The 26031-nt window shown below is 65.1% G+C and carries 26 protein-coding genes, 1 tRNA gene and 1 pseudogene; 14 read left to right on the plus strand and 14 right to left on the minus strand.

Features of this window, described 5'->3' with window-relative positions; all coding sequences use genetic code 11:
* Window positions 1–64: 64 nt before the first annotated feature.
* From AX729_RS10105 to AX729_RS10130, 7 genes and pseudogenes are all read right to left on the minus strand, one after another.
* Complete coding sequence (locus tag AX729_RS10105) at window positions 65–637, minus strand: DUF2569 domain-containing protein (RefSeq protein WP_245325120.1); 573 nt, start codon at window positions 635–637, stop codon at window positions 65–67.
* 3 nt (window positions 638–640) lie between these two features.
* Window positions 641–787 (minus strand): annotated as a pseudogene (locus tag AX729_RS41105) (DUF4339 domain-containing protein); the annotation flags it as partial.
* Between the two features lie 120 nt (window positions 788–907).
* Window positions 908–984, minus strand: a tRNA-Arg gene (locus tag AX729_RS10110).
* A gap of 103 nt (window positions 985–1087) precedes the next feature.
* On the minus strand, window positions 1088–2044 hold the full coding sequence (locus tag AX729_RS10115; RefSeq protein WP_061022522.1) for a tripartite tricarboxylate transporter substrate-binding protein: 957 nt from the start codon (window positions 2042–2044) through the stop codon (window positions 1088–1090).
* Between the two features lie 47 nt (window positions 2045–2091).
* Window positions 2092–2463, minus strand: coding sequence for a dimethylsulfonioproprionate lyase family protein (locus AX729_RS10120; RefSeq protein ID WP_061022526.1), 372 nt, complete (start codon window positions 2461–2463; stop codon window positions 2092–2094).
* 25 nt (window positions 2464–2488) lie between these two features.
* Window positions 2489–3127 carry an RraA family protein gene (locus tag AX729_RS10125; RefSeq protein WP_061022529.1) on the minus strand — a complete coding sequence of 213 codons (639 nt, stop codon included), beginning with the start codon at window positions 3125–3127 and terminating at the stop codon, window positions 2489–2491.
* A 21-nt stretch (window positions 3128–3148) separates the two neighbouring features.
* Window positions 3149–4666 (minus strand): AMP-binding protein, encoded by a 1518-nt coding sequence (locus AX729_RS10130; RefSeq protein ID WP_061022531.1) that lies wholly within the window; start codon window positions 4664–4666, stop codon window positions 3149–3151.
* 231 nt (window positions 4667–4897) lie between these two features.
* On the opposite strand from AX729_RS10130, the gene AX729_RS10135 reads away from it, so the two are divergent.
* A complete protein-coding gene (locus tag AX729_RS10135; RefSeq protein ID WP_061022532.1) occupies window positions 4898–5521 on the plus strand; it encodes a hypothetical protein in 624 nt (207 codons plus the stop codon).
* A 158-nt stretch (window positions 5522–5679) separates the two neighbouring features.
* Here AX729_RS10135 and AX729_RS10140 read toward each other — a convergent pair whose 3' ends face one another.
* Window positions 5680–5895, minus strand: a complete 216-nt coding sequence (locus AX729_RS10140; protein WP_061022534.1) for a hypothetical protein — start codon at window positions 5893–5895, stop codon at window positions 5680–5682.
* 19 nt (window positions 5896–5914) lie between these two features.
* Window positions 5915–6922, minus strand: a complete 1008-nt coding sequence (locus tag AX729_RS10145; RefSeq protein WP_061022536.1) for a 2-dehydropantoate 2-reductase — start codon at window positions 6920–6922, stop codon at window positions 5915–5917.
* Between the two features lie 161 nt (window positions 6923–7083).
* Here AX729_RS10145 and AX729_RS10150 point away from each other — a divergent pair, with 161 nt between their 5' ends.
* Both AX729_RS10150 and AX729_RS10155 read left to right on the plus strand, forming a co-directional pair.
* Complete coding sequence (locus AX729_RS10150; RefSeq protein WP_061022574.1) at window positions 7084–7650, plus strand: YidB family protein; 567 nt, start codon at window positions 7084–7086, stop codon at window positions 7648–7650.
* A gap of 44 nt (window positions 7651–7694) precedes the next feature.
* The gene (locus AX729_RS10155; protein WP_197433568.1) at window positions 7695–7967 is read left to right on the plus strand and encodes a GlsB/YeaQ/YmgE family stress response membrane protein; all 273 of its coding nucleotides are present in this window, start codon (window positions 7695–7697) and stop codon (window positions 7965–7967) included.
* A gap of 157 nt (window positions 7968–8124) precedes the next feature.
* Here the strand turns inward: AX729_RS10155 and AX729_RS10160 are convergent, their stop codons facing one another.
* On the minus strand, window positions 8125–8910 hold the full coding sequence (locus AX729_RS10160; protein ID WP_061022538.1) for an SDR family NAD(P)-dependent oxidoreductase: 786 nt from the start codon (window positions 8908–8910) through the stop codon (window positions 8125–8127).
* A gap of 248 nt (window positions 8911–9158) precedes the next feature.
* Here AX729_RS10160 and AX729_RS10165 point away from each other — a divergent pair, with 248 nt between their 5' ends.
* The 3 genes from AX729_RS10165 (at window position 9159) to AX729_RS10175 (ending at window position 12402) form a co-directional block, all read left to right on the plus strand.
* Window positions 9159–10223, plus strand: a complete 1065-nt coding sequence (locus AX729_RS10165) for an acyl-CoA dehydrogenase family protein (RefSeq protein WP_061022540.1) — start codon at window positions 9159–9161, stop codon at window positions 10221–10223.
* A 16-nt stretch (window positions 10224–10239) separates the two neighbouring features.
* The gene (locus AX729_RS10170; RefSeq protein WP_061022544.1) at window positions 10240–11400 is read left to right on the plus strand and encodes an acyl-CoA dehydrogenase family protein; all 1161 of its coding nucleotides are present in this window, start codon (window positions 10240–10242) and stop codon (window positions 11398–11400) included.
* A gap of 189 nt (window positions 11401–11589) precedes the next feature.
* A complete protein-coding gene (locus tag AX729_RS10175; RefSeq protein ID WP_061022546.1) occupies window positions 11590–12402 on the plus strand; it encodes an enoyl-CoA hydratase/isomerase family protein in 813 nt (270 codons plus the stop codon).
* Window positions 12403–12588: 186 nt separating this feature from the next.
* Here AX729_RS10175 and AX729_RS10180 read toward each other — a convergent pair whose 3' ends face one another.
* The 3 genes from AX729_RS10180 to AX729_RS10190 form a co-directional block, all read right to left on the minus strand.
* Window positions 12589–13335, minus strand: coding sequence for a VOC family protein (locus tag AX729_RS10180; protein WP_061022548.1), 747 nt, complete (start codon window positions 13333–13335; stop codon window positions 12589–12591).
* A 2-nt stretch (window positions 13336–13337) separates the two neighbouring features.
* Complete coding sequence (locus tag AX729_RS10185) at window positions 13338–14129, minus strand: enoyl-CoA hydratase (RefSeq protein WP_061022550.1); 792 nt, start codon at window positions 14127–14129, stop codon at window positions 13338–13340.
* A 209-nt stretch (window positions 14130–14338) separates the two neighbouring features.
* On the minus strand, window positions 14339–15544 hold the full coding sequence (locus AX729_RS10190) for an ABC transporter substrate-binding protein (protein WP_061022552.1): 1206 nt from the start codon (window positions 15542–15544) through the stop codon (window positions 14339–14341).
* A 264-nt stretch (window positions 15545–15808) separates the two neighbouring features.
* On the opposite strand from AX729_RS10190, the gene AX729_RS10195 reads away from it, so the two are divergent.
* Both AX729_RS10195 and AX729_RS10200 read left to right on the plus strand, forming a co-directional pair.
* On the plus strand, window positions 15809–16660 hold the full coding sequence (locus AX729_RS10195; RefSeq protein WP_061022578.1) for a thermonuclease family protein: 852 nt from the start codon (window positions 15809–15811) through the stop codon (window positions 16658–16660).
* 133 nt (window positions 16661–16793) lie between these two features.
* Window positions 16794–18185 (plus strand): M48 family metalloprotease, encoded by a 1392-nt coding sequence (locus AX729_RS10200; RefSeq protein WP_245325119.1) that lies wholly within the window; start codon window positions 16794–16796, stop codon window positions 18183–18185.
* A 186-nt stretch (window positions 18186–18371) separates the two neighbouring features.
* On the opposite strand, the gene AX729_RS10205 is transcribed toward AX729_RS10200, so the two are convergent.
* The gene (locus AX729_RS10205) at window positions 18372–19700 is read right to left on the minus strand and encodes an MFS transporter (RefSeq protein WP_061022555.1); all 1329 of its coding nucleotides are present in this window, start codon (window positions 19698–19700) and stop codon (window positions 18372–18374) included.
* Between the two features lie 179 nt (window positions 19701–19879).
* Here AX729_RS10205 and cyoA point away from each other — a divergent pair, with 179 nt between their 5' ends.
* The 6 genes from cyoA to AX729_RS10235 all read left to right on the plus strand — a co-directional run.
* Complete coding sequence (gene cyoA, locus AX729_RS10210; RefSeq protein ID WP_061022558.1) at window positions 19880–21040, plus strand: ubiquinol oxidase subunit II; 1161 nt, start codon at window positions 19880–19882, stop codon at window positions 21038–21040.
* Between the two features lie 12 nt (window positions 21041–21052).
* Window positions 21053–23050, plus strand: coding sequence for a cytochrome o ubiquinol oxidase subunit I (cyoB, locus tag AX729_RS10215; protein WP_061022559.1), 1998 nt, complete (start codon window positions 21053–21055; stop codon window positions 23048–23050).
* On the plus strand, window positions 23051–23680 hold the full coding sequence (cyoC, locus tag AX729_RS10220) for a cytochrome o ubiquinol oxidase subunit III (protein ID WP_061022561.1): 630 nt from the start codon (window positions 23051–23053) through the stop codon (window positions 23678–23680).
* Window positions 23677–24057 (plus strand): cytochrome o ubiquinol oxidase subunit IV, encoded by a 381-nt coding sequence (gene cyoD, locus AX729_RS10225; protein ID WP_061022563.1) that lies wholly within the window; start codon window positions 23677–23679, stop codon window positions 24055–24057. The genes cyoC and cyoD overlap by 4 nt, the downstream gene beginning before the upstream one ends.
* Window positions 24054–24902, plus strand: coding sequence for an SURF1 family protein (locus AX729_RS10230; RefSeq protein ID WP_061022566.1), 849 nt, complete (start codon window positions 24054–24056; stop codon window positions 24900–24902). The genes cyoD and AX729_RS10230 overlap by 4 nt, the downstream gene beginning before the upstream one ends.
* Window positions 24874–26031, plus strand: a 1158-nt coding sequence (locus tag AX729_RS10235) for an ActS/PrrB/RegB family redox-sensitive histidine kinase (RefSeq protein ID WP_061022568.1), incomplete at its 3' end; no start/stop codon positions are given. The genes AX729_RS10230 and AX729_RS10235, both read left to right, overlap by 29 nt.

Here is a 26031-nt window from a genome sequence, read left to right on the forward strand (position 1 = left end):
GGCCTTTTTTGTTAGCAATTTTCACGCCGCCAAAGCAAATCGGGCGCGCCGTGTTTGTTGGAGCTTAGTTCGTGAACGTATTCGCGACTCTGCGAGAGCGAAGCACGTACGATATCCAAACTGCGGCACCGATCGCACCGACAGCGAAACGTGCGATCTGCAATGGTGACACGAGGAAAAAATCGCCGAATGGACGGTCTAGGCCCACGGAAAAGATTGATGCGACCCAGAACAGATCGATCAGCGGCATCAGCACCGCACAGATCGCCTGCACGATGAAGAAGGCTGGAAATCTGCGGGAATGCATGAACAGGAGCACCGCCGTCCAGACTGCGAGGCCGATCAGCGCAACGTTCATCGCAATCTCGCCCCAAAATACGATTGAGAATTGCGACCACATGTCGGCGCTGATCGACTGCACATATTGCGCAGCACTGACGACCATCCGCGCGATACCGATCATCTGACCGAAGGCCAGAAGCCCGAGCCAACCACTGATGCCGATCAGTTCGGGCCTGACGTTCTTGGATGCAGCAGCGTCTTCAGCGGGAATCGCAGGCGCGCGCGTAATCTCAACCGGCGATGATGCCGGGGCCGGCGGCGGCGATTGAAGAAGCTGCTGCGCGATCTCGTACACCTCCCCGGCCGGCTTCCATTGCTCGAAGCCGTGCCGCCAGATCAACACACGCTTGGGATCGGCGACATGAGCAAGGATCGTAAGCAGGTCCGAAATCGAGATCGGACCGCGCTTCTGGCCGCCGTCCGCGTAGAACCATAAGTCCGCCATGCAACGTCCCCCTGCACCCGGCGTATTTTAGCCGGCTGCCGGCACACGTCGCGATAGAAAAACGCTTGGAGGGATACCGGCCTTTAGGCGCCCCTGGCGCCCGCGCAAACGCTCGGAAACTGGCGATCCCGGCATGACTCGAACATGCGACCTACGGTTTAGGAAACCGCCGCTCTATCCGGCTGAGCTACGGGACCGCGGAACCCGCCGGCGAGGCGGATTGCCTAGAGGTGTACATATCAAAGCGAGGGCCGAATCGGAAGCCCTCGCCTCGATCAATGCAGACCTCATCCGACAGCCTCACGCCTTGATATTGTTGTCCTTCACCACCTTGCCCCAATAGGCGACCTGCTTGTCGAAGAAGGTCTTGAAGGCGGCGCCTTCCTGGAGCAGCAGCGTCATGTGCTGGGTCTCCTTGAGCTGGGTGGCAGTCGCGGGCTCGCTCAGCATCTCCCTGGACGCGGTCGCCATGGCCGCGACGATATCGGGCGGCGTGCCCGCGGGGGCGAAGATGCCCCACCAGGCCAGCGTCTCGAAATCGGGAAAGCCGGCCTCGATCGCGGTCTGCGTGTCCGGCAAGGCCTGCAGCCGCTCCCGGCCGAGCTGCAGGATCGGGCGCAGCATGTTGGTGCCGAGCTGGGCGGCGACCAGCGCGGCCGAACCCGCGATGAGATCGACATGACCGCCGAGCACGTCGTTCATCGCAGGCCCGCCGCCGCGATAGGGCACGTGCATGATCTCGACGCCGGCCTTGCTGCCGAGCACGGTCATGGCGAGATGGCCGAGCGTGCCGATGCCGACTGAGGCATATTTCACCGCGCCGGGCGTCGCCTTGCAGGCGGCGACCACGTCGGCAAAGCTCTTGTAGGGACGGCCGGCGCCCGCGGCGATCACATAAGGCGCGGTGCCGATCAGCAGCACCGGCATCAGCTCGCGCTCGACATCGACCGGCGGCTTGTCGAGGATCGACGGAATCACGGCGTGGGAATCGAACGTCACCAGGAAGGTCGAGCCGTCCGCCGGGCTCTTGGCGACCTGGGCCGCGCCGAGCGCGCCGGCCGCGCCCGACTTGTTCTCGACCACGACGATGCGGCCAAGCTTGGTTTGCAAATTGCTCTGGAGCAGCCGCGCCATCGCGTCGGTCGATCCGCCCGGCGGGAACGGCACCACCAGCGTGATCTTGCCGGCCTGCGCCATCGCCGGCGTCATTGCGAGAATGGCCGGCGCTGCCAGCAGCGCCCGTCGTGTGATCGTCATGGTCCCCTCCCTTTTGCCTTTTGCGCCCGGCTTTTGCTCTTTGGCGCTCAGGTCGTTCCGAAGCCCGACCCCGCTTTTTTGTATTCTGGCCGAGGAGGACTGAAGATGTCCAGTACGCGGGCGCCGTCGGGGCCGGCGCGCATGGTGTGCGGCACGTTGCCGGGCGTGCGCCAGAAGTCGCCCTTCTTCACCGGGATCTCCTCATCGCCCTGGACGCGGATGGCGGAGCCGTCGAGCAGCACGCCCCATTGCTCCTCGGGATGATGGTGCAGCGTACCCTGCGCATGCGGCGCCAGCGTCACCACCGACAGCATCGCCTGCTCTCCGGAGAAGATGCGCGTGGTCACGCCCGCTGCGAGCTCGCGGAACAGCCCGTCGGCGGGATTATCGATGTTGTGGAATTCTTCCTTCTGGCTCACGCCACCCTCCCTTCATTCATCTCTTTCAGGCCTTGCCATACGAGCCCTGGTAGCGGCCCTCGCGGATCGCCTTCAGCGTCTCCTCCTCGCGGGCCACCTGGGCGCGAACCGCGTCCAGCAGCGCGGCGGCACCGGCGGCGGGAAACGACACCACGCCGTCTTCGTCGCCGACCACGATGTCGCCGGGCGAGATCACGCTGCCGCCGATGGAGACCGGCACGTTGATCTCGCCGGGGCCGTTCTTGTAGGGGCCGCGATGGATCACCGCGCGGGCGTAGCAGGGAAAGTCGTCGGCCGCGAACGCCGCGACGTCGCGGATCGCGCCGTCGATGACGTAGCCTTCGGCTTTGCGCCACTGCGCGATGTTCTTCATGATCTCGCCGACGAGCGCCCGCGTCTCGTCGCCGCCGCCATCGACCACGATGACGTCGCCGGGCCCGACCAGGTCGAGCGCGCGGTGGATGGCGAGATTGTCGCCGGGACGGGTACGCACCGTGAAGGCCGTCCCCACCAGCTTGCCACCGCGATGATAGGGCTTGAGCCCGACCGCGCCCGGCAGCCGGGCGAGATTGTCGGAGATGACCGAGGTCGGCGCATCGCGAAAGCCCGCGATGATGTCGGCCGGCGGCTTCGGTACGCTGTTGGCTGCGATGGTGATCGTCATGCTCGTCCTTCCGTGTTTGCCTTACTCGACGTGAGCCCGCGCCTTCGCCGGCCAAATCCGGAAGGCACGCCCCTCCTTCATCCACGCCGCGCGCTCGTCGCGCAACAGGGTGCGGCGGACTTTACCGGAATCGTCGCGCGGCGGGGCGCTGACGAACTCGAAGCTTTCAGGGTGCTTGTAGCGGCTGAGCCGGTCCTTCAAAAACTCCGCCATGCCGTCGGCGATGGCCCGGCCATCGGCGTCGGGCTCCGGCTCGATGATGGCGTGGACGCGCTGGCCCAACTCGGCATCGGGCAATCCCACCACGACGCAGGAGCGCACGCCGGGGCAGGCTAAGACGGCAGCCTCGACCTCGGCAGGATAGATGTTGGCGCCGCCGCGCAGCACCATGTCGGCGAGGCGATCACCGAGATAGAGATAGCCCTCCGCATCCAGCCGGCCGATGTCGCCGAGCGATTCCCAGCCGTCGGCGCGGCGCTTCGGCTCGGCACCGAGATAGTGGTAGGTGGCATCCTTGCCGTCGTTGTTGAGGAAATAGATCTCGCCGGTCTCGCCGGGCGGGACGTCGTTGCCGTCCTCGCCGATGATGCGAAGCCTCGCCATATCGCCGATCTTGCCGACCGAGCCCTTGTGCGTCAGCCATTCCGTGCCGGAGATGATGCAGGCGCCCTGGCGCTCGGTGCCGCCATAGAGCTCCCAGATCCGCTCGGGCCCGAGCCAGGCGATCCAGTTCTCCTTCAACCATGGCGGCATCGGCGCGGCCATGTGAAAGACCGTCTGCAGGCTCGATACATCATAGGCGTTGCGCACGTTCTCCGGCAGCGCCCAGATCCGGTGCATCATGGTCGGCACGAAATTGACCCATTGCACGCGCTCGCGTTCGATCTGGCGCAGCGTCTCCTCGGCGTCGAACCTGGTCAGGCCGGTGAGCTGTCCACCCGTGAACAGCGCGTAATGCGACACGATGAACGGCGCGTTGTGATAGAGCGGACCGGGATTGAGCAGCGAGACGCCGACGGGAATATTGAGCGGCGGCGCGGCCGCGGTGTCGGTCACCGCCGGATGATGGTCGAGGATCACCTTGGGACGGCCGGTCGAGCCGCCTGACGTCATGGCCTTCCAGTACCGCGCCACCGGCGGATCGAGCCGCTCGTCAGAGAAGCCCTGCGGTACGAAATCAGCCGGAAGACGATTCGGCGCGTTCCAATCGGCCTCGCCGCCGACCACCAGCGCCGGCTTGAGGATGTCGAGCACCGCGGCGGCTTCGCCGCGCGGCAGCCGCCATGACAGCGAGGTCGGCGTCGCCCCGCACTTCCATACCGCAAAGGACGTCTCGAAGAACGCGTTACCGTTGGGCAATCCGATCGCGACGAAATCGCCGGGCTTGACGCCCCTCGTCATGAAGGCCCGCGCGCGCCGGTTGGCGCCGCGCTCGAGCTCGTCCCATGTCAGCGTGTCCTGGCCGTGACGGACAGCGATCGTGCCATGTGGTTTGCGTTCGGCGTACCAGCGCGGCACGTCGGACAGGGGCAGCAGCATCGGGCATTTCCACTTCGTGTTATTGGCGTCGGCTCGGAAGTGAGGCCTTTGCAGTCCAAGTGTAACAGCCTGCGGGCGCAACGCTGTGACTCCCGCGCCACGTCAAGTACAAAATGTCAGCATTCCAGACATGAAATTCCCGAGTTCCATGGGTGACAAGGCGGCGATAAAGGGGCAAAAATCCGGTTCGACTCAGTTTGGGTTGAGTCTTGCAAGGAATGCTCTCGTAGAATGTCGACCATGGCTTCATCGCGTCGTGCAACGCTGTTTCTCGTTGCCGCAGCAGGATTTTTCCTGCTGACGCATGCGCGTGCCGAGGCGCAATGGTGGAAACGCGCACCTGTCGATTTCGAGGAATGTGCCGACGCCGCCGAGAAGGCCGCAACCAAGGCGGAGAAGACGGCGGCGCTTGCCGATTGCAATGCCAAGTTTGCAGGCCGCCGCAAGCCGGGCGGCGGCTATTCCTATTACGATTTCCTCCAGGATCGCACCTTCGACATCGCCGGGCCGAATCCGACGCCTGAGGAGCAGAGGAAGATCGACGAAGCCTACACCGCCTATCTCGCCAAGCAGCGCCGCAGCAATGAAGCGGCCCAGGCCATGGCCCGCCAGCAGCGCGAGCAGCAAGAGCAACAGGTGCAGCAGCTTCAGCAGGTCGCGTTGCGAACCGAAGTCGAGCGCGTGCCTCTCCCGGTCGAGCGGCCAAAGGTCCAGCAGGCGGCAAGCCCGAGGCCGAAGAGCGCGACCTGCCTCAAGGGCTCATTTTCCTGCGAATGGCCGCGGCTATCGGAAAGCCTGAACGATCTCAAGAAGCTGTTCAACCCGACGCCGAGCAAGCCCGCGAAGAAGGGCTGAGCTGCCCCCACAACCGTCATTGCGAGGAGCCCTTGCGACGAAGCAATCCAGAGTCTTTCCGCTGCGGGATTCTGGATTGCTTCCGCCTTCGCCAACGGCTTCGGCGGACAAGTCGCTGCGCTCGCAATGACGAGTTGGATGGAGATCAGTTCTGACCCTCAGTTCGTGCGCTTCTTCTTGCCCCGCTTCGGTTTCGCCACCGGTGCGGTCGCTGGCTCTGTCACTGTCGCCGAACTGCCCAACTGCGACCGGCTTTCCTGCAATCGCCTGTCGTAGCCGGGAGAGTTCATGACCGTCGGCGGCCTGGCGTAGGCGAGCGCCGACGCGGCGCAGAGCGCGGCCAACGCGACTCCGATCGTCAAACAACGCTTCATCGCGCTCCTCCTTCGCAACTCACGCCCCCCTTCGGATCTGCTGTGGCGTCAGCCGCAGCGGGCCGTTGCCGGCCGCCTCGGCCTGCTTGATCAGCGCAACAATGCGGCGCATCAGCGGCACATCGACATTGTTCTGCTCGGCCAGCGCGATCACCGCACCCTGGAGATAGTCGATCTCGGTCTTGCGACCCTGTTTCAGGTCCTGCCACATCGAGGAGCGCGCTTCCGGATCGATCTTCATGGTGCGACCAAGGACCGCGTTGAAGATCACGTCGGGCAGCCGCAGCAAGGTCGGGCTCCACCTCATCGGGATCGGCGTCGCCGAGACGGGCGTGATGCCGGCCGCTTTCAGCACGGCGAGCCCTTCGGCCATCTGGTCGGCGAACAATCTGCGCCAGTCGCGGCTCGCCAGTTGTGCGGCGAGCGGCATGTCGGACAACGCGCTCAGCGCATTGTTCAGATTGATGATCAGCTTGCCCCACTGCACGCCGGAGATGTCGCCGCTGGCGTGCATTCTGAGCCCCGGCACCGAGAGCGCCGCGGCCGTGTTCGCCTCGTCCTCGCCAACATGAATGTCGCCGGAGGTCGCGCGGTGGAAACGGCCCTCGCCCATCGCGATGACGTTGAACGGCACCATGCCGGCGAGCACGCGGCGTCCGCCGAGGCGCTCGCGCAGCACCGCGACATTGCCGATGCCGTTCTGCAGGGACACGATGACGGCATCCTGCGGCGCATGCTGCGCGATCTGGTCCGCGACATCGGCGGTGTCGGCGCTCTTCACCGTGACCAGCACGATGCCGGCGCTGTGGAGGATCGCAGGATCGTCGGACAGCGCGAGCTGACCCGCGCCAAGCCTCTTCTCGGAGCCGTCGAAATCGGTCAGCCGCAGGCCAAACCGTTCGATCTCGGTCTTCACGCGCGGCCGCACCAGGAACGCAACGCGCCGGCCGGCGGCCGCCAGCGTGCCGCCGACGAAACAGCCGATGGCGCCCGCGCCGGCCACCACGATCGATCGATCCGTAACCACTGAGTTCGCTCCATGAGTGACCGGCCTTCGATAGCAGAGGTGAGACCGGCTGCCCATCGCGTCGCAGCCGCCTTGTAACCGTCATGAGTGCCCCATATGTTTTCGCCCCGGGGGCAGTCAGCGGCGAGCGCTCGCCGAACGAGACGCCAAAGGAGAGCACCATGGGTCTACTCGACGTCCTCAACGGCATGCAGAACGGCCCCCGCGGCCCGAGCAAGCCGAGCTCCGAGCAATCCTCCGGCGGCATGTCGCCGATGACCATGGCGCTCCTCGGCCTGCTCGCCTGGAAGGCATTCAAGCATTTGACGGGCAACCAGTCCGGCTCAGCGCCGCAGCCGTCTCCGACGCCCGCGCCTCCACCGGTGAACGCCGGTGCAGGTGGCGGTCTGGGCGACATGCTCAAGGGCGGTCTCGGCGGCCTGCTTGCGGGCGGCGCGGCCGGCACCGTGCTGAGCGGCGGACTTGCCGATCTGCTCAAGCAGCTCCAGCAGAGCGGCCACGGCGAGGCCGCGAATTCCTGGGTCGGCAAGGGCGAGAACAAGCCGATTGCACCGGGGGATCTCGCCAGCGCACTCGGCGCCGACCAGATCGAGGGCTTGTCCGCCCAGAGCGGCCTGTCGCGCGAGGAGCTGCTCTCCGGTCTCAGCCAATATCTGCCGCAGGTGGTCGACCATCTGACGCCGGAAGGACGGCTGCCGAGCGAGAACGAGATCTCGGGCAGGATCTAGTCAGAAATCCGAGCGACGCGTTCGCGGGGAAGGGGAGCACTCTCATGAGCATGAGCGGCCTGCTGTGGATCATCGTCGTCGGCTTCGTCGCCGGCCTCATCGCGCGCTGGCTTGCGCCGGGGCCGAACAAGCCGAGCGGCTTCATCCTTACAACCATCCTCGGCATCGCCGGCGCATTTCTGGCGACCTTGATCGGCCAGGCCATCGGCCATTACGGCCCCGACCAGGGCGCCGGCTTCATCATGGCCACGATCGGCGCCGTGGTGGTGCTGTTCATCTGGAACAGGCTGGTGGCGAGCGGCGTGATCAAGGGATAGTAGCGCGGGAAGTCGGGGCACGCCGTCGCTCCGCACTCGTCATTGCGAGGAGCGCTTGCGACGAAGCAATCCAGGCCGTTTCCGCGAAGGGATTCTGGATTGCTTCCGCCTTCGCCAACGGCTTCGGCGGACAAGTCGCTTCGCTCGCAATGACGAGCTAGGTAACCAGATGCATCCCCGCATCCATCCGCACGACCTCGCCGGTCATGTTGCTGGAAGCCGGCATCGCCAGGAAGCAGACGAGCTGCGCGATGTCTTCGGCGGATGAGGCAACCTGGAGCGGCACTTTCGCCACCACGCTGTCGCGCACCTGCTTGGCACCGGCTTCGCCACGGCCCTTGGTGAACCAGGGCGTGTCGATATAGCCGGGGCAAACGGTATTGACGCGGATCAGCGGCGCCAGCGCGCGCGACAGCGACAAAGTCATCGTGTTTAGCGCGCCCTTGCTGGCGGCATAGGCGATCGACGACCCGACGCCGCTGATGCCGGCGACCGAGGACACGTTCACCACCGCAGACGGACGCCCCGAGGCCTTAGCTCCGGCCTCCAGCAGGCTGCGCGCGGCGCGCACCATCTGGAACGGACCGATGGTGTTGACGCCGTAGATCCGCTGGAAATCCTCCGCCGACAATCCGTCGAGATCGGCGTGCGCGACATGCTTCGTGGTGCCGGCATTGTTGACGAGGATGTCGAGCCGCCCCCAGGGCGCGGCTGCCGCAACGATCTTGCGGCAATCCTCATCCTTTGAGACATCGCCCTGCGCAACCAGGACTTCCGCGGCGCCGGCCTTGCGGCAAACGTCCGCGGTGGCCTCGGCATCCTTCTGGCTCGACGAATAGTTGATGACGAGCCGCGCTCCGCTCCGCGCGAGAATCTCCGCAGTTGCCGCGCCGAGGCCGGACGCCGACCCCGTCACGATTGCGCACAGACTGTCCTTTGCCATCCCGAATTCCTTCCCCTGGTCCGACGTTGGTGTCCTCTTTAGCGAGTTTGCCGCGCCCTGCAAATCGAGCAAACTCCGCTAAGCGGAATTAGCCGCCGTCGGGCCCTCGCCCCATGCCCGCACCGCAGGTTGGCCTGCGATCAACGCTTGTCAGGGCCATGGCTTTTTCCGATCATCGGGCGCAAGAAGAATTGCGCGCTGGCCTCGTCTGAGGGGACGCGCGCCAAGGGTAAAACACGGGGAACGCTGTGGCGGAGAGTGACAATATCGTCGTCGAGACCGCGGAGAAGATCTTTGCCGATCTCGCCGATCCGCAGACCATCAACAACGACAAGACGGGTTCGTGGCAAGCGCCGCTGTGGCAGGCGCTGAGCGAAGCCGGCCTGCCGCTGTCCTGGGTGCCTGATGACCTCGGCGGCTCCGGCGCCAGCCTTGCCGACGGTTTTGCGCTCCTGAACGCCGCCGGCCGCTTCGCGGTCGCGGTGCCCCTGGCCGAGACCATGCTGGCTGGCTGGCTGCTGGCGCAGGCGAAGATCGCCTCGCCCGAAGGCGAGATGACGGTGCTGCCGGCCTCGCCGAAGGACCGCATCACCATCGATGCCGAAGGCGCGCTCTCCGGCCGCGCCCGCGGCGTGCCCTTTGCCAAGGCGGCGAAGCACTATGCGGTGCTTGCGCATGGAAAGGACGGCGCCGTGATCGCGCTGGTCGACGCGGCCAAGGCGCGCATCGAGGCCGGCCTCAATGTCGGCTACGACCACAGCGACACCGTGACGCTCGACAAGGTGCAGCCGGTCGCCATCAAGCCCGCTTCGAAGGGCTTTGACCAGACCACGCTGATGCTGATGGGCGGCGTCGCGCGCAGCCTTCAGATCGCCGGTGCGCTGGAATCCATGCTCGACATCTCCGTGCGCTATTCCAACGAACGCGTCGCCTTCGAGAAGAAGATCTCGAAGTTCCAGGCCGTGCAGCACAATCTCGCCCGTCTCGCCGGCGAGTCAGCCGCGGCACTCGCGGCTGCGACGTCGGCGGCCGATGCCATCGCGAACGCCAAGGCATTCAACGACGAGGTCTATCTCGAAGCCGCCTCCGCCAAGATCCGGTGCGCGGAAGCCGCGGAAAAGGGCGGCGCCATCGCGCACCAGGTGCACGGCGCGATCGGCTTCACCATGGAGCACATCCTGCATCGCTATTCGCTGCGGGCGCTGGCCTGGCGCGACGACTTCGGCTCGGAGAGCCATTGGGCCGTCGAGCTCGGCAAGCTGGTCGCAAATCGCGGCGCCGACGAATTGTGGCCGCTCGTGGCTTCGCGCTGATCAGGGAACGAGACCTATGACCGCTGCCCTCCGTTTCGATCCGATTCGCCTGCCGCCCGAATGCGAGCAGCTGCGCAAGGAAGTGCGCGCCTTCCTCGCCGAGGAAATCGCCGCCGGCACCTTCGATCCGAACAAGCCCAACCGCGAGGACACCGACGCGCCGGAATTCTCCCGCCGGGTCGGTGCCAAGGGCTGGCTCGGCATGACCTGGCCGAAGAAATATGGCGGCCAGGAGCGCTCCTTCCTCGAACGCTACGTCGTGACCGAGGAGATGCGCGTTGCCAACGCGCCGACGCGGCGCTTCTTCGTCGCCGACCGCCAGAGTGGGCCGGTGCTGATCAAATACGCGCCCGAGCATATCAAGATGGACATCCTGCCGCGCATCTGCCGCGGCGAGATCTGCTTCGCCATCGGCATGAGCGAGCCGAACTCAGGCTCCGACCTGTTCGCGGCGAAGACGCGCGCGACCAAGACCGAGGGCGGCTATCTCATCAACGGCACCAAGATCTGGACCTCGTCGGCGCACATTGCCGACTACATGATCGCGATCTTCCGCACGTCGCCGCCGACCAAGGAGAACCGCCGCCACGGCCTGACGCAGTTCCTGGTCAAGATGAAGCAGCCGGGCATCAAGGTGAACCCGATCGGCCAGATCACCGGCCAGTACGAGTTCAACGAGGTCGTCTTCACCGACTTCTTCGTCCCTGAAGATCACGTGCTCGGCGAGGTCGACGGCGCCTGGAAGCAGGCCACATCGGAGCTCGCCTACGAGCGCTCGGGTCCCGAGCGTTTCCTGGAGACCTATTACGTGCTGACCGAGCTGGTGCGCGCGGTCGGTCCCAATCCCGATACGCGCAGTGCCGAGGGCATCGGGCGCCTGGTCGCGCAGCTTCACACCATGCGGCGCATGTCGGTCTCGGTTGCCGGCATGCTGCAGGCCGGCAAGGAGCCCGTGGTGGAGGCCTCCATCGTCAAGGACATCGGCACGGTCTGGGAGCAGCAGCTTCCGCATCGCGTGCGCGATCTCGCCGCCTTCGTCGAGGAGACCGCGACCAACCGCGAGACGCTGGAGCAGCAGCTCGACTTCGCCATCAAGACCGCGCCGAAGCTCACCATCCAGGGCGGCACCACCGAGGTGCTGCGCGGCATCATCGCCCGCGGACTTGGCTTGCGGTAAGCTGATGGGATCGGACCTATCTCCTCGCGCTCCGTCCACCTCTCCCATCGAGAGAGGTCGGCGCGTAGCGCCGGGTGAGGGGTTTGGGTCCCACGATAGAGCTGATCCCCTCACCCGATTTGCTGGCGCAAATCGACCTCTCCCGATGGGAGAGGTGATTCTTCGCTACTGAGATACTGGAGATTGGAAATGAGCACCTACACAGATATCGGCGTCGAGAAGGTCGGGCATGTCGGCATCATCGAGATCCGCCGTCCGCCGCTGAACTTCTTCGACATCTCGCTGATCAACCAGATCGCGGATGCGCTCGAGGAATTCGATCGCGACATCGAGATCCGCGCCTCGGTCCTGTCGGCGCAGGGCAAGGCGTTCTGCGCCGGCGCCAATTTCGGCGATCCGGCGCGGCAGGCGCAGGAAGCGCGCGAAGCCGACAAGAAGGGCGATCCGGCCGACAGTCTCGGCCCGATCAACCATCTCTACATCCAGGCGGTGCGCATCTTCCGCGCCAAGAAGCCGATCGTTGCCGCCGTGCAGGGCGCGGCCATCGGCGGCGGCCTCGGGCTCGCGGTCTCCGCCGATTTCCGCGTCACCTGCCCCGAAGCCCGCTTCTCCGCGAACTTCACCAAGCTCGGCTTCCATCCCGGCTTCGGCTTGACGGTGACGCTGCCCGAGCTGATCGGCAAGAACAACGCCGAGCTGATGTTCTACACCAGCCGCCGCGTCACCGGCGAGGAGGCCTACAAATGGGGCCTCGCCAACGAGCTGGTGCCTCAGGACCAGGTCAAGTCGGCCGCGATGAAGCTCGCCGGCGAGATCGCCGAATGCTCGCCGCTCGGCCTGCTCTCCACGCGCGCGACCATGCGCAACGGCCTCGCCGACCGCGTCATGGCCGCGACCAACCACGAGCTCGCCGAGCAGACCCGCCTGCGCGCGACGGAAGACTTCAAGGAAGGCGTGAAGGCCACGGAAGAGCGGCGCGTGGCGAATTTCAGGGGAAGGTAGTTTACGCGGCGATGAGCGCCTCTTCTTCCTTCTCCCCTTGTGGGAGAAGGTGGCGCGAAGCGCCGGATGAGGGGTTGTCTCCGAGAGCTCTATCGCAAGAGAGTTGCGCGCAGAGAGAACCCCTCACCCGTCTCGCCGCTACGCGGCGATCCACCCTCTCCCACAAGGGGAGAGGGTGCAGCGCGATCAGCTCACGCGGAACGTCACTCCGCCCAGCACAAACTCGTTGCCGGCGACCGTGAGCCCCTTCGCCCTGGCGGCATCCAGCACCTGCGCGACGTCGGTCACACGAAACTCCAGCGCGCTCATCATCTCGCTGGCGCCCTTCACGAAGCGGAAGGTCGCGTTCGGCAGCTTCAACGCGGAGCCATCAACCGCAACTCCGATGATCTTGCCCCAGTGCTCAGCGAGCCCTTGCGGGTCCGGGCTCTGCATCTCCACCGTCGTGAGCGCCTGCGTCACATCCTTGCGGATGAATTTCTGCCAGTCGGGCCCCGCCGGCGGATAGGGGCCCAGAATGTCGTCGCTGCCTTCGGTGTGGTTGAACTCGATGAAGGCGGCGCGGCAGTCGCGTGGATGGAGCTGCACGCCGTGATAGGGCGCATGGTCGATGACGTTGGCGGTTCGCACGCCCATGGCGTTGGCGTTGCGTCCGCGCTCGTCAGGATCGTTGCAGCAGAAGATCGCCATGTAGCCGCCGCGGCCGCCGGTCTTCGCGATGAAGCGGCCGGCCGTGGTGCCCTCCTTGAACGGCGCGACCACCTCCAGCAGGATCGTGTCGACCGGGAGCAGCGCGTTCTCCAGGCCGTATTTAGCGACATTGCCGTCGCGATAGCACACAGCGAGGCCCATGATCTCCGCGATGTCGGAGATCACCGGCTCGAGCTGCGGCGCGACCAGACATATCTGCCGCAGCCGCACATAGGGCGCCATGGTCATGCGCCCTTGAATGTGGGCTTGCGCTTCTCGACAAAGGCCCTGGCGGCCTCCTTGTGGTCCTCGGTGTCGCCGCAGCGGGTGTGATGGATCGCCTCGCCGTCGAAGCAGTCTTCCAGCGCCAGATGCTCGGCGTTGTTGATGTTGCGCTTGATGAAGCCGAGCGCGATCGAGGGGCCCTGTGCCAGTGACAGCGCGAGCTCGTGCGCGGCGGCGTCGATCTCCGCATCCGGCACGACCTTGGTCACCATGCCGATCGCATGCGCTTCCTTCGCCGTGAGCACCGGCGACATCAGGTAGAGCTCGCGCGCCCTTGCGCTGCCGAGCAGTTGCGTCAGGAAATAGGTCCCGCCGTAATCGCCGGAGAAGCCGACCTTGGCGAAAGCCGTGGTGATCTTGCAGGATTCAGAGGCGATGCGCAGGTCGCAGGACAGCGCCATCGACAGGCCCGCACCGGCCGCCGCGCCGTCGAGCTGCGCCACCACGGGCTTGGGCATCTGGTGCAGGATGCGCGAGACCTCCATGCCGCGGCGCAGATTCGCAAGCTTCTGCTCGAACGGCAGCGGTGCGCGGCCCTCCGCCATCGACTTGACGTCGCCGCCGACGCAGAACGAGCCGCCGGCGCCCTTGAACAGCACCGCCCGCACCTCCGGATCGTCGGCCGCGCGCCGCGCCGCCTCGACCAGCCCGCGCACCATGTCCGGGTTGAGCGCATTCTTGCGCTCGGGACGGTTCATGGTGATCGTGAGGAGCCCGGCTTCGAGCTTCTGCAGGACCATGTCGTTGCTCATGGGCGTCTCCCTTTGTTTGTTTTACTCTGTCATTCCGGGGCGCGCCCCTTGGCGCGAACTACGGTGCGCAATTGCGGTGCGCAATTGCGCACCTGAGAATCCATTCCTCAACCGTCATTGCTGCTCGATGGATCCCGGGTTCTCGCTGCGCGAGCCCCGGGATGACGACCTATTGCTGGGCGCGCTCGTCACCACGACGGCTCACGCCCTTATTTCTTCACCAGCGGGCAGCGCGACTGCTCCAGCGGCTGGAACGCCTCGTTGCCGGGGACGGTGGTAAGCAGCTTGTAATCGTCCCAGCGGCCCTTGGACTCCGACGGCTTCTTCACCTCGAACAGGTACATGTCGTGGATCATGCGGCCGTCCTCACGGATCTTGCCGCCCTTGGCGAAAAAGTCGTTGATCGGCGTTTCCTTCATCACCTTGATCACCGCCGCGGCGTCGGTCGTCCCGGCCGCCTTCACGGCTTTCAAATAGTGCGTGACGGAGGAATAGACGCCGGCCTGCGCCGAGGTCGGCACCCGCTTGGTACGCTCCATGAAGCGCTTGGAGAACGCACGCGTGTCGTCGTTGAGGTCCCAGTAGAACGCCTCGGCCAGCAACAGGCCCTGCGCGGTCTCGAGCCCGATCGAGTCGATATCGGTGACGAAGGCGAGCAGCGGCGAGACCTTCTGGCCACCCTTGGTGATGCCGAACTCGGCCGCCTGCTTGATGGCGTTGATGGTGTCGCCGCCGGCATTGGCGAGCCCGATGACCTTGGCCTTCGAAGCCTGGGCCTGGAGCAGGAAGGACGAGAAATCCGACGTGTTGAGCGGATGGCGGACGCTGCCGAGCACCTTGCCGCCGGTCTTGGTCACGACGGCGCTGGTGTCCTTCTCCAGATCCTGGCCGAAGGCGTAGTCGGCGGTGAGGAAGAACCAGCTGTCGAGGCCCGACTTCACGGCCGCAAGGCCGGTGACGTTGGCCTGGCCGTAGGTGTCGAACACATAGTGGATGGTGTAGGGACCACAGGCCTCGTTGGTGAGACGGATCGAGCCCGGGCCGTTGAACATGATGATCTTGTTGCGCGCTTTCGCGATCTCGCCGGCGGCAAGCGCGGTCGCTGAGGCCGCGACATCGTAGATCATCTCGACGCCCTGGTTGTCGAGCATGTCGCGGGCGATGTTTGCGGAGAGGTCGGCCTTGTTGAGATGATCGGCCGCCAGCACCTGGATCTTGCGTCCCAGCACCTCACCGCCGAAATCCTCCACGGCCATCTTGGCCGCGGTCTCGCTGCCCGAGCCGGTGATGTCGGCATACAGGCTCGACATGTCGAGAATGCCGCCGATCTTCAGCGTCGGCTTGTCCTGGGCCTGCGCGGCGCTTGCGCTCAATGCAAAAGCGGCGACGAAAATGCCCGGCAAAATTCTCTTCATCGAAAAAGACCTCCTTTATCGCGCCGTACTCTGATGGCGGCTTGGTTGTTGCTCTTGGCAATCGTGATTGCCGCAATCATGCCGCATGCGCAAGAGCGCAGCAAGCGCTGCGGTGCGATGAAGATCAATGATCATTGTGTGCTTTCCGCAAAGCGGAATGGAGAGACGACGCAAAATGTTTTCGCGTCATTGCGAGCGCAACGAAGCAATCCAGAGTCTTTCCGCGGAGGGACTATGGATTGCTTCGTCGCTCCGCACCTCGCAATGACGGGGCATGAGGAAGCGTCTTCGCGAAACGCTACACTTGAGGTAAAGCTGAAGCACAACGCAACCTCTCCGGGTCACGTGGCACGACTGCTTCACCTTATCGTGGCAACTCTTCTCATCGCGAGCCACACCGCGCTCGCGGCGCCGTGCCAGCTCGAGTCCCAGGGCGAAGGTCGCGTCGCCGCGATCGTCGATGCGCGCAGCGTCCGTCTCGACGACGGCCGCGATATCCGCCTCACCGGCATCGAGCCCACGGCGACGACGAAGCAGGCGCTGACATCGCTGCTCGCCGGCCGCGACGTGACACTCCGCGGCACCGACGACACGCCCGACCGCTACGGCCGCCAAAGCGCGCTGGTCTTCGTCGGTGAGAGCGACGTCCCGGTGCAGGCGACGCTGCTCGCCCAAGGCAACGCCATTGCCTCCGCCGAGATCATGGACAAGGACTGCGCGGCCTCCCTGATGGCGTCCGAAGCCGCAGCGCGGCGCCAGAAAATGGGTAGCTGGACTGACCCGTCGGCCATAAAAAACGCGGAAAGTCCGGACGATATTTTGGCGGAGATCGGGCGCTTTGCGGTGGTCGAGGGCAAAATCCTGTCGGTCCGTCAGGCTGGGGCAGTAACCTACCTCAACTTCGGACGGAACTGGACTCGTGGCTTTGCCGCGACTATTTCAAAGCGTACACTATCGGCGTTCGAAAGCGCTGGTATAGCCCTTAAGTCCCTGGAAAATCGGCGTATTCGCGTTCGGGGCTGGGTTGAGGGGAATGCGGGGCCGCGCATCGAGGTACGCCTTGTGGGGCAGATCGAGTTGCTGGGCGCAAACGAGCCGGCAGGGGTAAGGCCTTAGATCAGGCCAGGCACGGGTTAACGACGTGGATGGGGTGCTAGAACGGCACGTACGGACCGAACGCCGCCGACTGCGGGCGGCGCCGGCCGCGCTATGCCTCGTCCTGGGCGCGGCCCTCGGCGGTTGCGGCGACATGGGGAGGTTCCAGACCGCCACGGCCCCGGCAACCGTCGCGATGCCGAAGCCGAAGCCGGCCATCGCGCAGACCCCCGCCACGGAGAAGGAGCACGAGCGCATCCTGGCGAGCTATGGCGGGACCTATGACGATCCCAAGCTCGAGGCGCTGGTCAGCAAGACCGTCGACCGGCTGGTGGCGGCTTCCGACCGTCCCGACCAGGGCTACAAGGTCACCATCCTCAATTCCGGCGCGGTGAACGCCTTCGCGCTGCCGAACGGCCAGCTCTACGTCACGCGCGGCCTGCTCGCGCTCGCCAGCGACACCTCCGAATTGTCCTCCGTGCTCAGCCACGAGATGGCGCATGTGCTGTCCAAGCACGCCGCGATGCGCGAGGACCAGGCCCGCCAGGCCGCGATCGTCACCCGCGTCGTCACCGACATGAGCAACGATCCCGATCTCACCGCGCTCGCGCTGGCCAAGACCAAGCTCACCATGGCGAGCTTCTCGCGCAAGCAGGAGATCGAGGCCGACGGCATCGGTGTGGGCATTTCCGCCAAGGCACATTTCGATCCCTATGGCGCGGCGCGTTTCCTCTCGGCGATGGAGCGCAATGCCGAGCTGAAGGCCGGCAAGAGCTCGCTCGATCCGCGCGCGCAGGATTTCACCTCGTCGCATCCGGCCACCCCGGAACGCGTGCAGAACGCGCAGAATATCGCGCGGCAATACACTGCGCCGGAGGGCGCCGAGCGCGATCGCGAAAGCTATCTCGCCGCGATCGACAACCTCGTCTATGGCGAAGACCCCAGCGAAGGCTTCGTGCGCGGCCGCCGCTTCCTGCATCCGAAGCTCGGCTTCACCTTCCAGGCGCCGGACAATTTCACGCTCGACAACACAGCCCAGGCCGTGATCGGCGTGCGCGAGGGCGGCGCACAGGCGATGCGCTTCGACGTCGTGCGCGTGCCGGCCGAACAATCGCTCGGCGACTACCTGAATTCCGGCTGGATGGAAGGCGTCGAGAAGGCGTCGACCGAGGATCTCACGATCAACGGTTTTCCGGCGGCATCCGCGACCGCCAAGGGCGACCAGTGGCAGTTCAAGGTCTATGCGTTGCGCTTCGGCAGCGACGTCTACCGCTTCATCTTCGCGGCGCGGCAGAAGTCGACCGAGAGCGAGCGCAACGCGCGCGAGACCGTCAACTCATTCCGTCGCCTGACGCTCGAGGAGATCCAGGCCGCGCGCCCGCTGCGCATCAAGGTCATCACCGTGCAGCCCGGCGATACCGTGGAATCGCTCTCCCACCGCATGGCCGGAGTCGATCATCCCGCCGAGCGCTTCCGTGTCCTGAACGGCCTCGAGCGCAACGCGCAGGTGAAGGTGCGCGACCGCGTGAAGATCGTGGCGGATTGAGGCTGCGCTAAGCGCGCGTAGCGCGGGGCGCGCTTAGCGCGACCTCGGAATCTGGAGCTACAAATCGCGCTACCGTAGGGTGGGTTAGGCGAAGCCGTAACCCACCTCTTCTCTCGCCTTAGAAACTGACATTGGTGGGTTACGCTTCGCTAACCCACCCTACGAGACCGCGAGCCTGGGTGGACCTCAGCGCCCCGCGTCCATGTCGCCGGCCTCGCGCTGGCCGCTGAGCCAGAGCGCGAGCAGGGTCCAGAACGCGCCCGAGAGCAGATACGCACCGGAGGCGATGACGCCGAGATTGGTGGCGAGCAGCAGCGCCACCAGCGGCGCGAAGCCGGCGCCGAACAGCCAGGCCATGTCGGACGTCAGCGCCGAAGCCGTGTAGCGGTAGGTCTGCCTGAAGTTCGAGGCGATCGCACCCGAGGACTGGCCGAAGGACAGGCCGAGCAAAATGAAGCCGATCACCATGTAGATGGTCTCGCCGAACGCGCCGGCGTCGAGCAGCTGCGGTGCAAAGCCGCTGTAGATCGCGATCGCGATCGCCGATCCCATCAGCAGCGATTTGCGGCCGACGCGGTCGGCGATGATGCCGGAAACGACGATCGCGGCGACGCCGAACACGGCGGCGACGATCTCGATGATCAGGAATCGCACCGGGCTCTCATGGGTGAACAGGAACACCCAGGACAGCGGAAACACCGTGACCATGTGGAACAGCGCGAAGCTCGCGAGCGGCGCGAAGGCGCCGAGCATGATGGTCTGGCCTTCGTTTGCAACCGTCTCGGAGATGCGCGAAGGCTGCAATTCGCGGGTCTCGAACAGCGTGGCATATTCTTCCGTCGTCACCATGCGCAGGCGCGCGAACAGCGCCACGACGTTGATGGCGAAGGCGACGAAGAACGGATAGCGCCAGCCCCAGTCGAAGAAATCATCGGCCGACAAGTTTCCGGCGAAATAGGCGAACAGCGCGCTCGCCACGATCAGCCCGAGCGGAGCCCCGAGCTGCGGCACCATCGCGTACCAGCCGCGCTGGGAGGGCGGAGCGTTCAGCGCGAGCAGCGAAGCCATGCCGTCCCAGGCGCCGCCCCAGGCCAGACCCTGCGCGATACGCGCCAGCGCCAGCAGCCAGATCGCCGCGACGCCGATCTCGTGATAGCCGGGCAGAAACGCCAGCGCGACGGTGGCGGTGCCGAGCAGGAATAGCGCCGAGATCAGCTTCGCCGTCTTGCCGTAGGCACGGTCGACCGTCATGAAAATGATGGTGCCGATCGGCCGGGCCATGAAGGCCAGCGCGAAGATCATGAAAGAATAAAGAGTGCCGGTCAGTTCGCTCGCGAACGGAAACACCAGGCGCGGAAACACGATCACCGAGGCGATCGCGAAGACGAAGAAGTCGAAGAATTCCGAGGTGCGGCCGATGATGACGCCGATGGCGATCTCGCCGGGACTGGCCTGATCGTGGCCATGCTCGCCGGTAGGAAGATCTGTCATTGCGGGGGTCCGTGCCGTCGCCATTCGCGCGCCCTTAACGTCCTGAAAACCAAGCCGGTTGCCCGGCAAGAGGCCAGGCAACTACCTCTGTCTGATCCAACATCCCGCACTGCAACATTGGACAAATTGTCCAATGTCCGGGTTGCTGCGCCGCAGCTACCCGTTGGCTTCGCAAAGGAAACTCATTCTCAAAGGCTCGGCCCGTGTCTCGTCTCAAGATCCTGGCGCTACTACCTCTGGCCGCTGCACTCAGTGGCTGCAACTACGTTGTGCTGGCGCCGGCCGGCGACATCGCAGCCCAGCAGCGCGACCTCGTCATCATCTCCACCGTCCTGATGCTCCTGATCGTCCTCCCCGTGATGGCTCTGACGGTGCTGTTCGCCTGGCGCTACCGCCAGGCCAACACCGAGGCCCGCTACGAGCCGGATTGGGATCATTCGACCGCTCTCGAGCTGGTGATCTGGTCGGCGCCGCTTCTGATCATCGTCTGCCTGGGCGCGCTGACCTGGATGGGCACGCACCTGCTCGATCCCTATCGCACGCTCGGCCGCATCCATGCGGAACGCGCCGTGGACCAGTCCAAGGCGCCGCTCGAGGTCGACGTCGTCGCGCTCGATTGGAAATGGCTCTTCATCTATCCGGACTACGGCATCGCCACCGTGAACGAGCTCGCAGCGCCGGTCGATCGGCCCATCACCTTCCGCATCACCGCGTCCTCGGTGATGAACTCGTTCTACATCCCCGCGCTCGCCGGCCAGATCTACGCAATGCCGGGCATGGAGACCAAGCTCCACGCCGTCGTCAACCACGTCGGCACCTACAAGGGTTTCTCGGCGAACTACAGCGGCGCCGGCTTCTCCGGCATGCACTTCAACTTTAGGGGTCTCGACGACAAGGGCTTTGACGCCTGGATCGCCAGCGCCAAATCGGCCGGTGGCTCGCTCGGCCGCGCCGAATATCTCCAGCTCGAAAAGCCGAGCCAGAACGAGCCGGTGCGGCGCTGGGGCACCGTCGATGCCGATCTCTACCGCCTGATCCTCAACATGTGCGTCGAGACCGGCAAGATGTGCCAGAGCGAGATGATGGCGATCGACGCCAAGGGCGGCGCCGGCCATCAGGGCCTGAACAACACGCTGCCGCTGGCCTACGACAAATACGCCCGCCGCGGCACCGCGCTTGGGCCGGAGCCGAGCTTCGTCGCCGGCACCTGCACGCCGGATGCGCCGCAGGGCAGGACCACCGCCTCGATCACGGCCCCGACCGACACCGCGCCGCTGCTCGGCGCCGGCCTGAAGCGGCCGTCGTTCACGCCGCTCAAGTCCTCGTCCTTCTTCCTCGGACTGCGTCCGAAATCAGACTCCTAGTAGAGATCCCGCATGTCTCCTGATCTTCCCAAGCTCATCTTCGGCCGGCTCGGCTTCGAATCGCTGCCGCTGCACGAGCCGATCGTCGTCGGCACCTTCGTGGTGGTCGCGCTCGGCGGCGCCGCGCTGCTCGGCGGCCTCACCTATTTCCGCCTCTGGGGCTATCTCTGGCGCGAATGGTTCACCAGCGTGGACCACAAGCGCATCGGCATCATGTACATGATCCTCGGCATCGTGATGCTGTTGCGCGGCTTCGCCGACGCGCTGATGATGCGCGGCCAGCAGATGCTCGCCTTTGGCGGCTCCGAAGGCTATCTCAACGCCCATCATTACGACCAAGTCTTCACCGCCCACGGCGTGATCATGATCTTCTTCGTGGCGATGCCGCTGGTCACCGGCCTGATGAACTACGTCGTGCCGCTCCAGATCGGCGCGCGCGACGTGTCGTTCCCGTTCCTGAACAATTTCAGCTTCTGGATGACGGTCGGGGGCGCGGTGCTGGTGATGGCCTCGCTGTTCATCGGCGAATTCGCCCGCACGGGCTGGCTGGCTTATCCGCCGCTGTCGAACATCGGCTACAGTCCCGATGTCGGCGTCGACTATTACATCTGGGCACTCCAGATCGCCGGCGTCGGAACGACGTTGTCCGGCATCAACCTGATCTGCACCATCGTCAAGCTGCGGTGCCCCGGGATGACGATGATGAAGATGCCGGTGTTCACCTGGACCTCGCTCTGCACCAACGTGCTGATCGTCGCCTCCTTCCCCGTCCTGACCGTCGTGCTCGCGCTGCTGTCGCTCGACCGCTACGTCGGCACCAACTTCTTCACGAACGATTTCGGCGGCAGCCCGATGATGTACGTGAACCTGATCTGGATCTGGGGCCACCCCGAGGTCTACATCCTGGTTCTCCCCGCCTTCGGCATCTTCTCCGAGGTTACCTCGACCTTCTCCGGCAAGCGGCTGTTCGGCTACACCTCGATGGTCTACGCCACGGTGGTCATCACCATCCTGTCGTACCTCGTCTGGCTGCACCACTTCTTCACGATGGGCTCGGGCGCCAGCGTCAACTCGTTCTTCGGCATCACGACGATGATCATCTCGATCCCGACGGGCGCGAAGATGTTCAACTGGCTGTTCACGATGTACCGCGGCCGCATCCGGTACGAATTGCCGATGATGTGGACCGTCGCCTTCATGCTGACCTTCGTGATCGGCGGCATGACCGGCGTGCTGCTGGCGGTGCCGCCGGCCGACTTCGTGCTGCACAACAGCCTGTTCCTGATCGCACACTTCCACAACGTCATCATCGGCGGCGTCGTGTTCGGCGCGTTCGCCGGCATCAACTACTGGTTCCCGAAGGCGTTCGGCTTCAAGCTCGATCCGTTCTGGGGCAAGATGTCGTTCTGGTTCTGGGTCACCGGCTTCTATCTCGCCTTCATGCCGCTCTACGTGCTCGGCCTGATGGGCGTGACCCGCCGCCTGCGCGTGTTCGAAGATCCCTCGCTTCAGATCTGGTTCGTCATCGCCGCGATCGGTGCCCTCTTCATCTTCATCGGCATTCTCTCGATGCTGATGCAGTTCGCAGTCAGCCTGCTCAGGCGCGAGCAGCTCAAGGACGTCACCGGCGATCCCTGGGACGCGCGCACGCTGGAATGGGCGACCTCTTCGCCGCCGCCGGACTACAACTTCGCCTTCACCCCAGTCGTGCACGACAATGACGCGTGGTGGGACATGAAGAGGCGCGGCTACCAGCGTCCGCTGACCGGGTTCAAGCCGATCCACATGCCCCGCAGCACCGGAACCGGCATCATCCTCGCCGGCCTTGCCACCGCAATGGGTTTTGGCCTGGTCTGGTACATGTGGTGGCTCGCCGCCGTGAGCTTCATCGCGATGCTCGCCGTCGGCATCGGTCACACCTTCAACTATCACCGCGACTTCGACATTCCGGCTGAAGACATCATCCGGACCGAAGACGCGCGCACCAAGCTGCTCGCCGGAGCCAAGTAAATGACCATCGCTGTCAATCCCTCGCAGGCCGGCGAGCCGGTCTTCTACCTCGCCGACGAACATCCGCACCCGGAAGGCTGGAGCACGTCGCTCGGCTTCTGGATCTACCTGATGAGCGACTGCCTCATCTTCGCGATCCTGTTCGCCACCTACGGCGTGCTCGGCGGCAATTACGCCGCCGGGCCCGCCCCGAAGGACCTGTTCGACCTGAACCTGGTCGCGTTGAACACCTCGATGCTGCTGCTGTCGTCGATCACCTATGGCTTTGCGATGCTGACGATGCAGCAGAACAAGGTCGCGCAGACGCAAGCGTGGCTGGCGATCACCGGCCTGTTCGGCCTCGCCTTCATCGGCATCGAGCTCACCGAGTTCGCCCACATGATCCACGAGGGCGCCACCCCGCAGCGCAGCGCCTTCCTGTCCGCCTTCTTCACCCTGGTCGGCACCCACGGCCTGCACGTCACCTGCGGCCTGATCTGGCTGGTGACCCTCATGGTGCAGGTCCAGAAGTTCGGCCTGATCGAGGCCAATCGCCGCCGCCTGATGTGCCTGTCGATGTTCTGGCATTTCCTCGACGTGATCTGGATCGGCGTCTTCACCTTCGTCTATCTCCTGGGAGTTCTGCGATGAACACCGATGCCCATGCCGCCCATGCGGACGACCATCACCACGGCGACGGCCACGCCCATGGCTCCTTCTCGAGCTACATGCTCGGCTTCGTGCTCTCGGTCGTGCTCACGGCGATTCCGTTCTGGCTCGTGATGAGCGGTATACTGCCGAGCAAGCAGATCACCGCGCTGGTGATCATGGCCTTCGCGGTCGTGCAGATCGTCGTGCACATGATCTACTTCCTGCACATGAACACGGCCTCCGAGAACGGCTGGAGCATGATGGCGTTGATCTTCACCATCGTCATGGTGGTGATCGCGCTGTCGGGTTCGCTGTGGGTGATGAGCCACCTCAACAACAACATGATGCCGATGCACCAGATGAGCGGGATGAAGTGAGCGAGGCCGGGATCGTAACAGTCAAGGCAGAGGGGACGCGCGGCCATGCCGTGCGCCCTTCGCTGTGGCTTACGGTCCTCTCGCTCGCGGCCTTCGCGACCCTGATCGCGCTCGGCGTCTGGCAGATCGAGCGCCGCGCCTGGAAGCTGGCGCTGATCGAGCGCGTCGAGCAGCGCGCTCATGCCCCGGCGGTGCCGATCCCCGAGCCCGCGTCATGGCCCTCGATCTCCGCAGCGAACGACGAATACAAGCATGTCCGTGTCACCGGCCGCTTCCTGCACGACCGCGAGACGCTGGTTCAGGCCGTCACCGAGGAAGGTCCCGGTTATTGGGTGCTGACGCCGCTTGAGCGCGACGACGGCACGCAGATCCTGGTCAACCGCGGCTTCGTGCCATCCGAGCGGCGCGACGCATCGACGCGCCGGGACGGCAATTCCGACGGTCAGGTCGAGATCACCGGCCTCCTCCGCATGACCGAGCCGAAGGGCGGGTTTCTCCGGAACAATGTGCCGCAGCACAACCGCTGGTACTCGCGGGACGTCGCCGCCATTGCGGCGGCGCGCGGCCTGCGCGACGTCGCGCCCTTCTTCGTGGATGCCGATGCCAGATCACAAATTGCCGGCGGGCCTATCGGCGGATTGACCGTGATCCGCTTTCCCAATAACCACCTGATCTACGCGCTGACGTGGTTTGCCCTGGCTTTCATGCTGGCTGGCCGGCTTTTCGTCACATTCGGCGGCGGGCTGTTCCGCCGCAGGCGCTTCGTCCAGGAACCGGACGGCGGCTCGGATGCCGCCACCCGCAGGACGGGATCAGATGCTGGAACGATCGTCGAGCCTGGCTGACGACGGGAAGACGCTTTCCCAAACACTTGCGCGTGGCGAGACCGTCGTCACGCGGCAATCGCAGGCGGACGCGCGCGGTGAGCTGATCGGCACGGCGCCCGCCGACGATGAGACCAATCGCAAGAACATGGCGCTGCTGATCCAGCTGCGCTGGACCGCCGTGGTCGGCCAGATCGTGACCATCGGCGTCGTGCATTTTGGCTTGGACATTCCTCTGCCGCTGGAGCGGATGGGCGCGGTGATCGGCGCGCTGGTGCTGCTCAACGCCTCGAGCCTGGTCTGGGTGCGCCACCGCGCTGCCATCACCAACAACGAGCTCCTGGTCGCCTTGATGCTGGACGTCGCGGCGCTGACCGCGCAGCTCTACCTGTCCGGCGGCGCCACCAATCCCTTTACCTCGCTGTTCCTGCTCCAGGTGACGCTGGGTGCGGTTTTGCTCGATGCCCGCTCAACCTGGTCGCTGGTGGCCCTGACCTGCGCGAGTTTCGTGTGGCTGACGCTTGCCTACCGGCCACTCGACCTGCCGCCAAATCCCTTCAGCGAGGCCTACAGCCTCACCGTGACGGGCATGCTGCTCGGCTTCGTCCTCAATGCCGTGCTGATGGTGGTGTTCGTCACCCGCATCAACAGGAATTTGCGCGAGCGCGACGCGCATCTGGCGGCGCTGCGCCAGCATGCGGCCGAGCAGGACCACATCGTGCGGATGGGCCTGCTCGCCTCCGGCGCGGCGCACGAGCTCGGCACGCCGCTGGCCTCGCTGTCGGTGATCCTCAGCGACTGGCGCCGCATGCCGGATCTTGCTGCGGATCAGGAGCTCGCCGAGGATCTTGCGGAGATGGAGACCTCGCTGCAGCGCTGCAAGTCGATCGTGACGGGCATCCTGGTGTCGGCGGGCGAAGCGCGCGGCGAAGGCTCCTCGCCGACGACGGTGACGGCCTTCGTCACCGCGCTGGTGGAGGAATGGCGCGACGCGCGCTCGGCACGCACACTTTATTTCGTCAACACGTTCGGCGAGGACGTCGCGATCGTCTCCGACGTCGCGCTGAAGCAGGTGATCTTCAACGTGCTCGACAACGCCTATGAGGTCTCGCGTGACTGGGTCGAGCTCGTCGCCGAGCGCGAAGGCGAC

This window comes from Bradyrhizobium sp. CCH5-F6 (assembly GCF_001556045.1).
In the GTDB taxonomy this organism is placed as follows: Bacteria; Pseudomonadota; Alphaproteobacteria; order Rhizobiales; family Xanthobacteraceae; genus Bradyrhizobium.

What these genes read in the sequence shown, in the direction of transcription:
- AX729_RS10130 (WP_061022531.1), bottom strand. Translation starts at nt 4,666, where the DNA reads ATGCTGCTGCCCCTGTCCGACGTGCCGCGCTGGTACGCCGAACGCAAA.
- AX729_RS10115 (WP_061022522.1), bottom strand. Translation starts at nt 2,044, where the DNA reads ATGACGATCACACGACGGGCGCTGCTGGCAGCGCCGGCCATTCTCGCA.
- cyoD (WP_061022563.1), top strand. Translation starts at nt 23,677, where the DNA reads ATGAACACCGATGCCCATGCCGCCCATGCGGACGACCATCACCACGGC.
- AX729_RS10205 (WP_061022555.1), bottom strand. Translation starts at nt 19,700, where the DNA reads ATGGCGACGGCACGGACCCCCGCAATGACAGATCTTCCTACCGGCGAG.
- AX729_RS10125 (WP_061022529.1), bottom strand. Translation starts at nt 3,127, where the DNA reads ATGACGATCACCATCGCAGCCAACAGCGTACCGAAGCCGCCGGCCGAC.
- AX729_RS10170 (WP_061022544.1), top strand. Translation starts at nt 10,240, where the DNA reads ATGACCGCTGCCCTCCGTTTCGATCCGATTCGCCTGCCGCCCGAATGC.
- cyoB (WP_061022559.1), top strand. Translation starts at nt 21,053, where the DNA reads ATGTCTCCTGATCTTCCCAAGCTCATCTTCGGCCGGCTCGGCTTCGAA.
- cyoC (WP_061022561.1), top strand. Translation starts at nt 23,051, where the DNA reads ATGACCATCGCTGTCAATCCCTCGCAGGCCGGCGAGCCGGTCTTCTAC.
- AX729_RS10175 (WP_061022546.1), top strand. Translation starts at nt 11,590, where the DNA reads ATGAGCACCTACACAGATATCGGCGTCGAGAAGGTCGGGCATGTCGGC.
- AX729_RS10190 (WP_061022552.1), bottom strand. Translation starts at nt 15,544, where the DNA reads ATGAAGAGAATTTTGCCGGGCATTTTCGTCGCCGCTTTTGCATTGAGC.
- AX729_RS10135 (WP_061022532.1), top strand. Translation starts at nt 4,898, where the DNA reads ATGTCGACCATGGCTTCATCGCGTCGTGCAACGCTGTTTCTCGTTGCC.
- AX729_RS10150 (WP_061022574.1), top strand. Translation starts at nt 7,084, where the DNA reads ATGGGTCTACTCGACGTCCTCAACGGCATGCAGAACGGCCCCCGCGGC.
- AX729_RS10180 (WP_061022548.1), bottom strand. Translation starts at nt 13,335, where the DNA reads ATGGCGCCCTATGTGCGGCTGCGGCAGATATGTCTGGTCGCGCCGCAG.
- AX729_RS10160 (WP_061022538.1), bottom strand. Translation starts at nt 8,910, where the DNA reads ATGGCAAAGGACAGTCTGTGCGCAATCGTGACGGGGTCGGCGTCCGGC.
- AX729_RS10185 (WP_061022550.1), bottom strand. Translation starts at nt 14,129, where the DNA reads ATGAGCAACGACATGGTCCTGCAGAAGCTCGAAGCCGGGCTCCTCACG.
- AX729_RS10155 (WP_197433568.1), top strand. Translation starts at nt 7,695, where the DNA reads ATGAGCATGAGCGGCCTGCTGTGGATCATCGTCGTCGGCTTCGTCGCC.
- AX729_RS10140 (WP_061022534.1), bottom strand. Translation starts at nt 5,895, where the DNA reads ATGAAGCGTTGTTTGACGATCGGAGTCGCGTTGGCCGCGCTCTGCGCC.
- AX729_RS10195 (WP_061022578.1), top strand. Translation starts at nt 15,809, where the DNA reads ATGACGGGGCATGAGGAAGCGTCTTCGCGAAACGCTACACTTGAGGTA.
- AX729_RS10200 (WP_245325119.1), top strand. Translation starts at nt 16,794, where the DNA reads ATGGGGAGGTTCCAGACCGCCACGGCCCCGGCAACCGTCGCGATGCCG.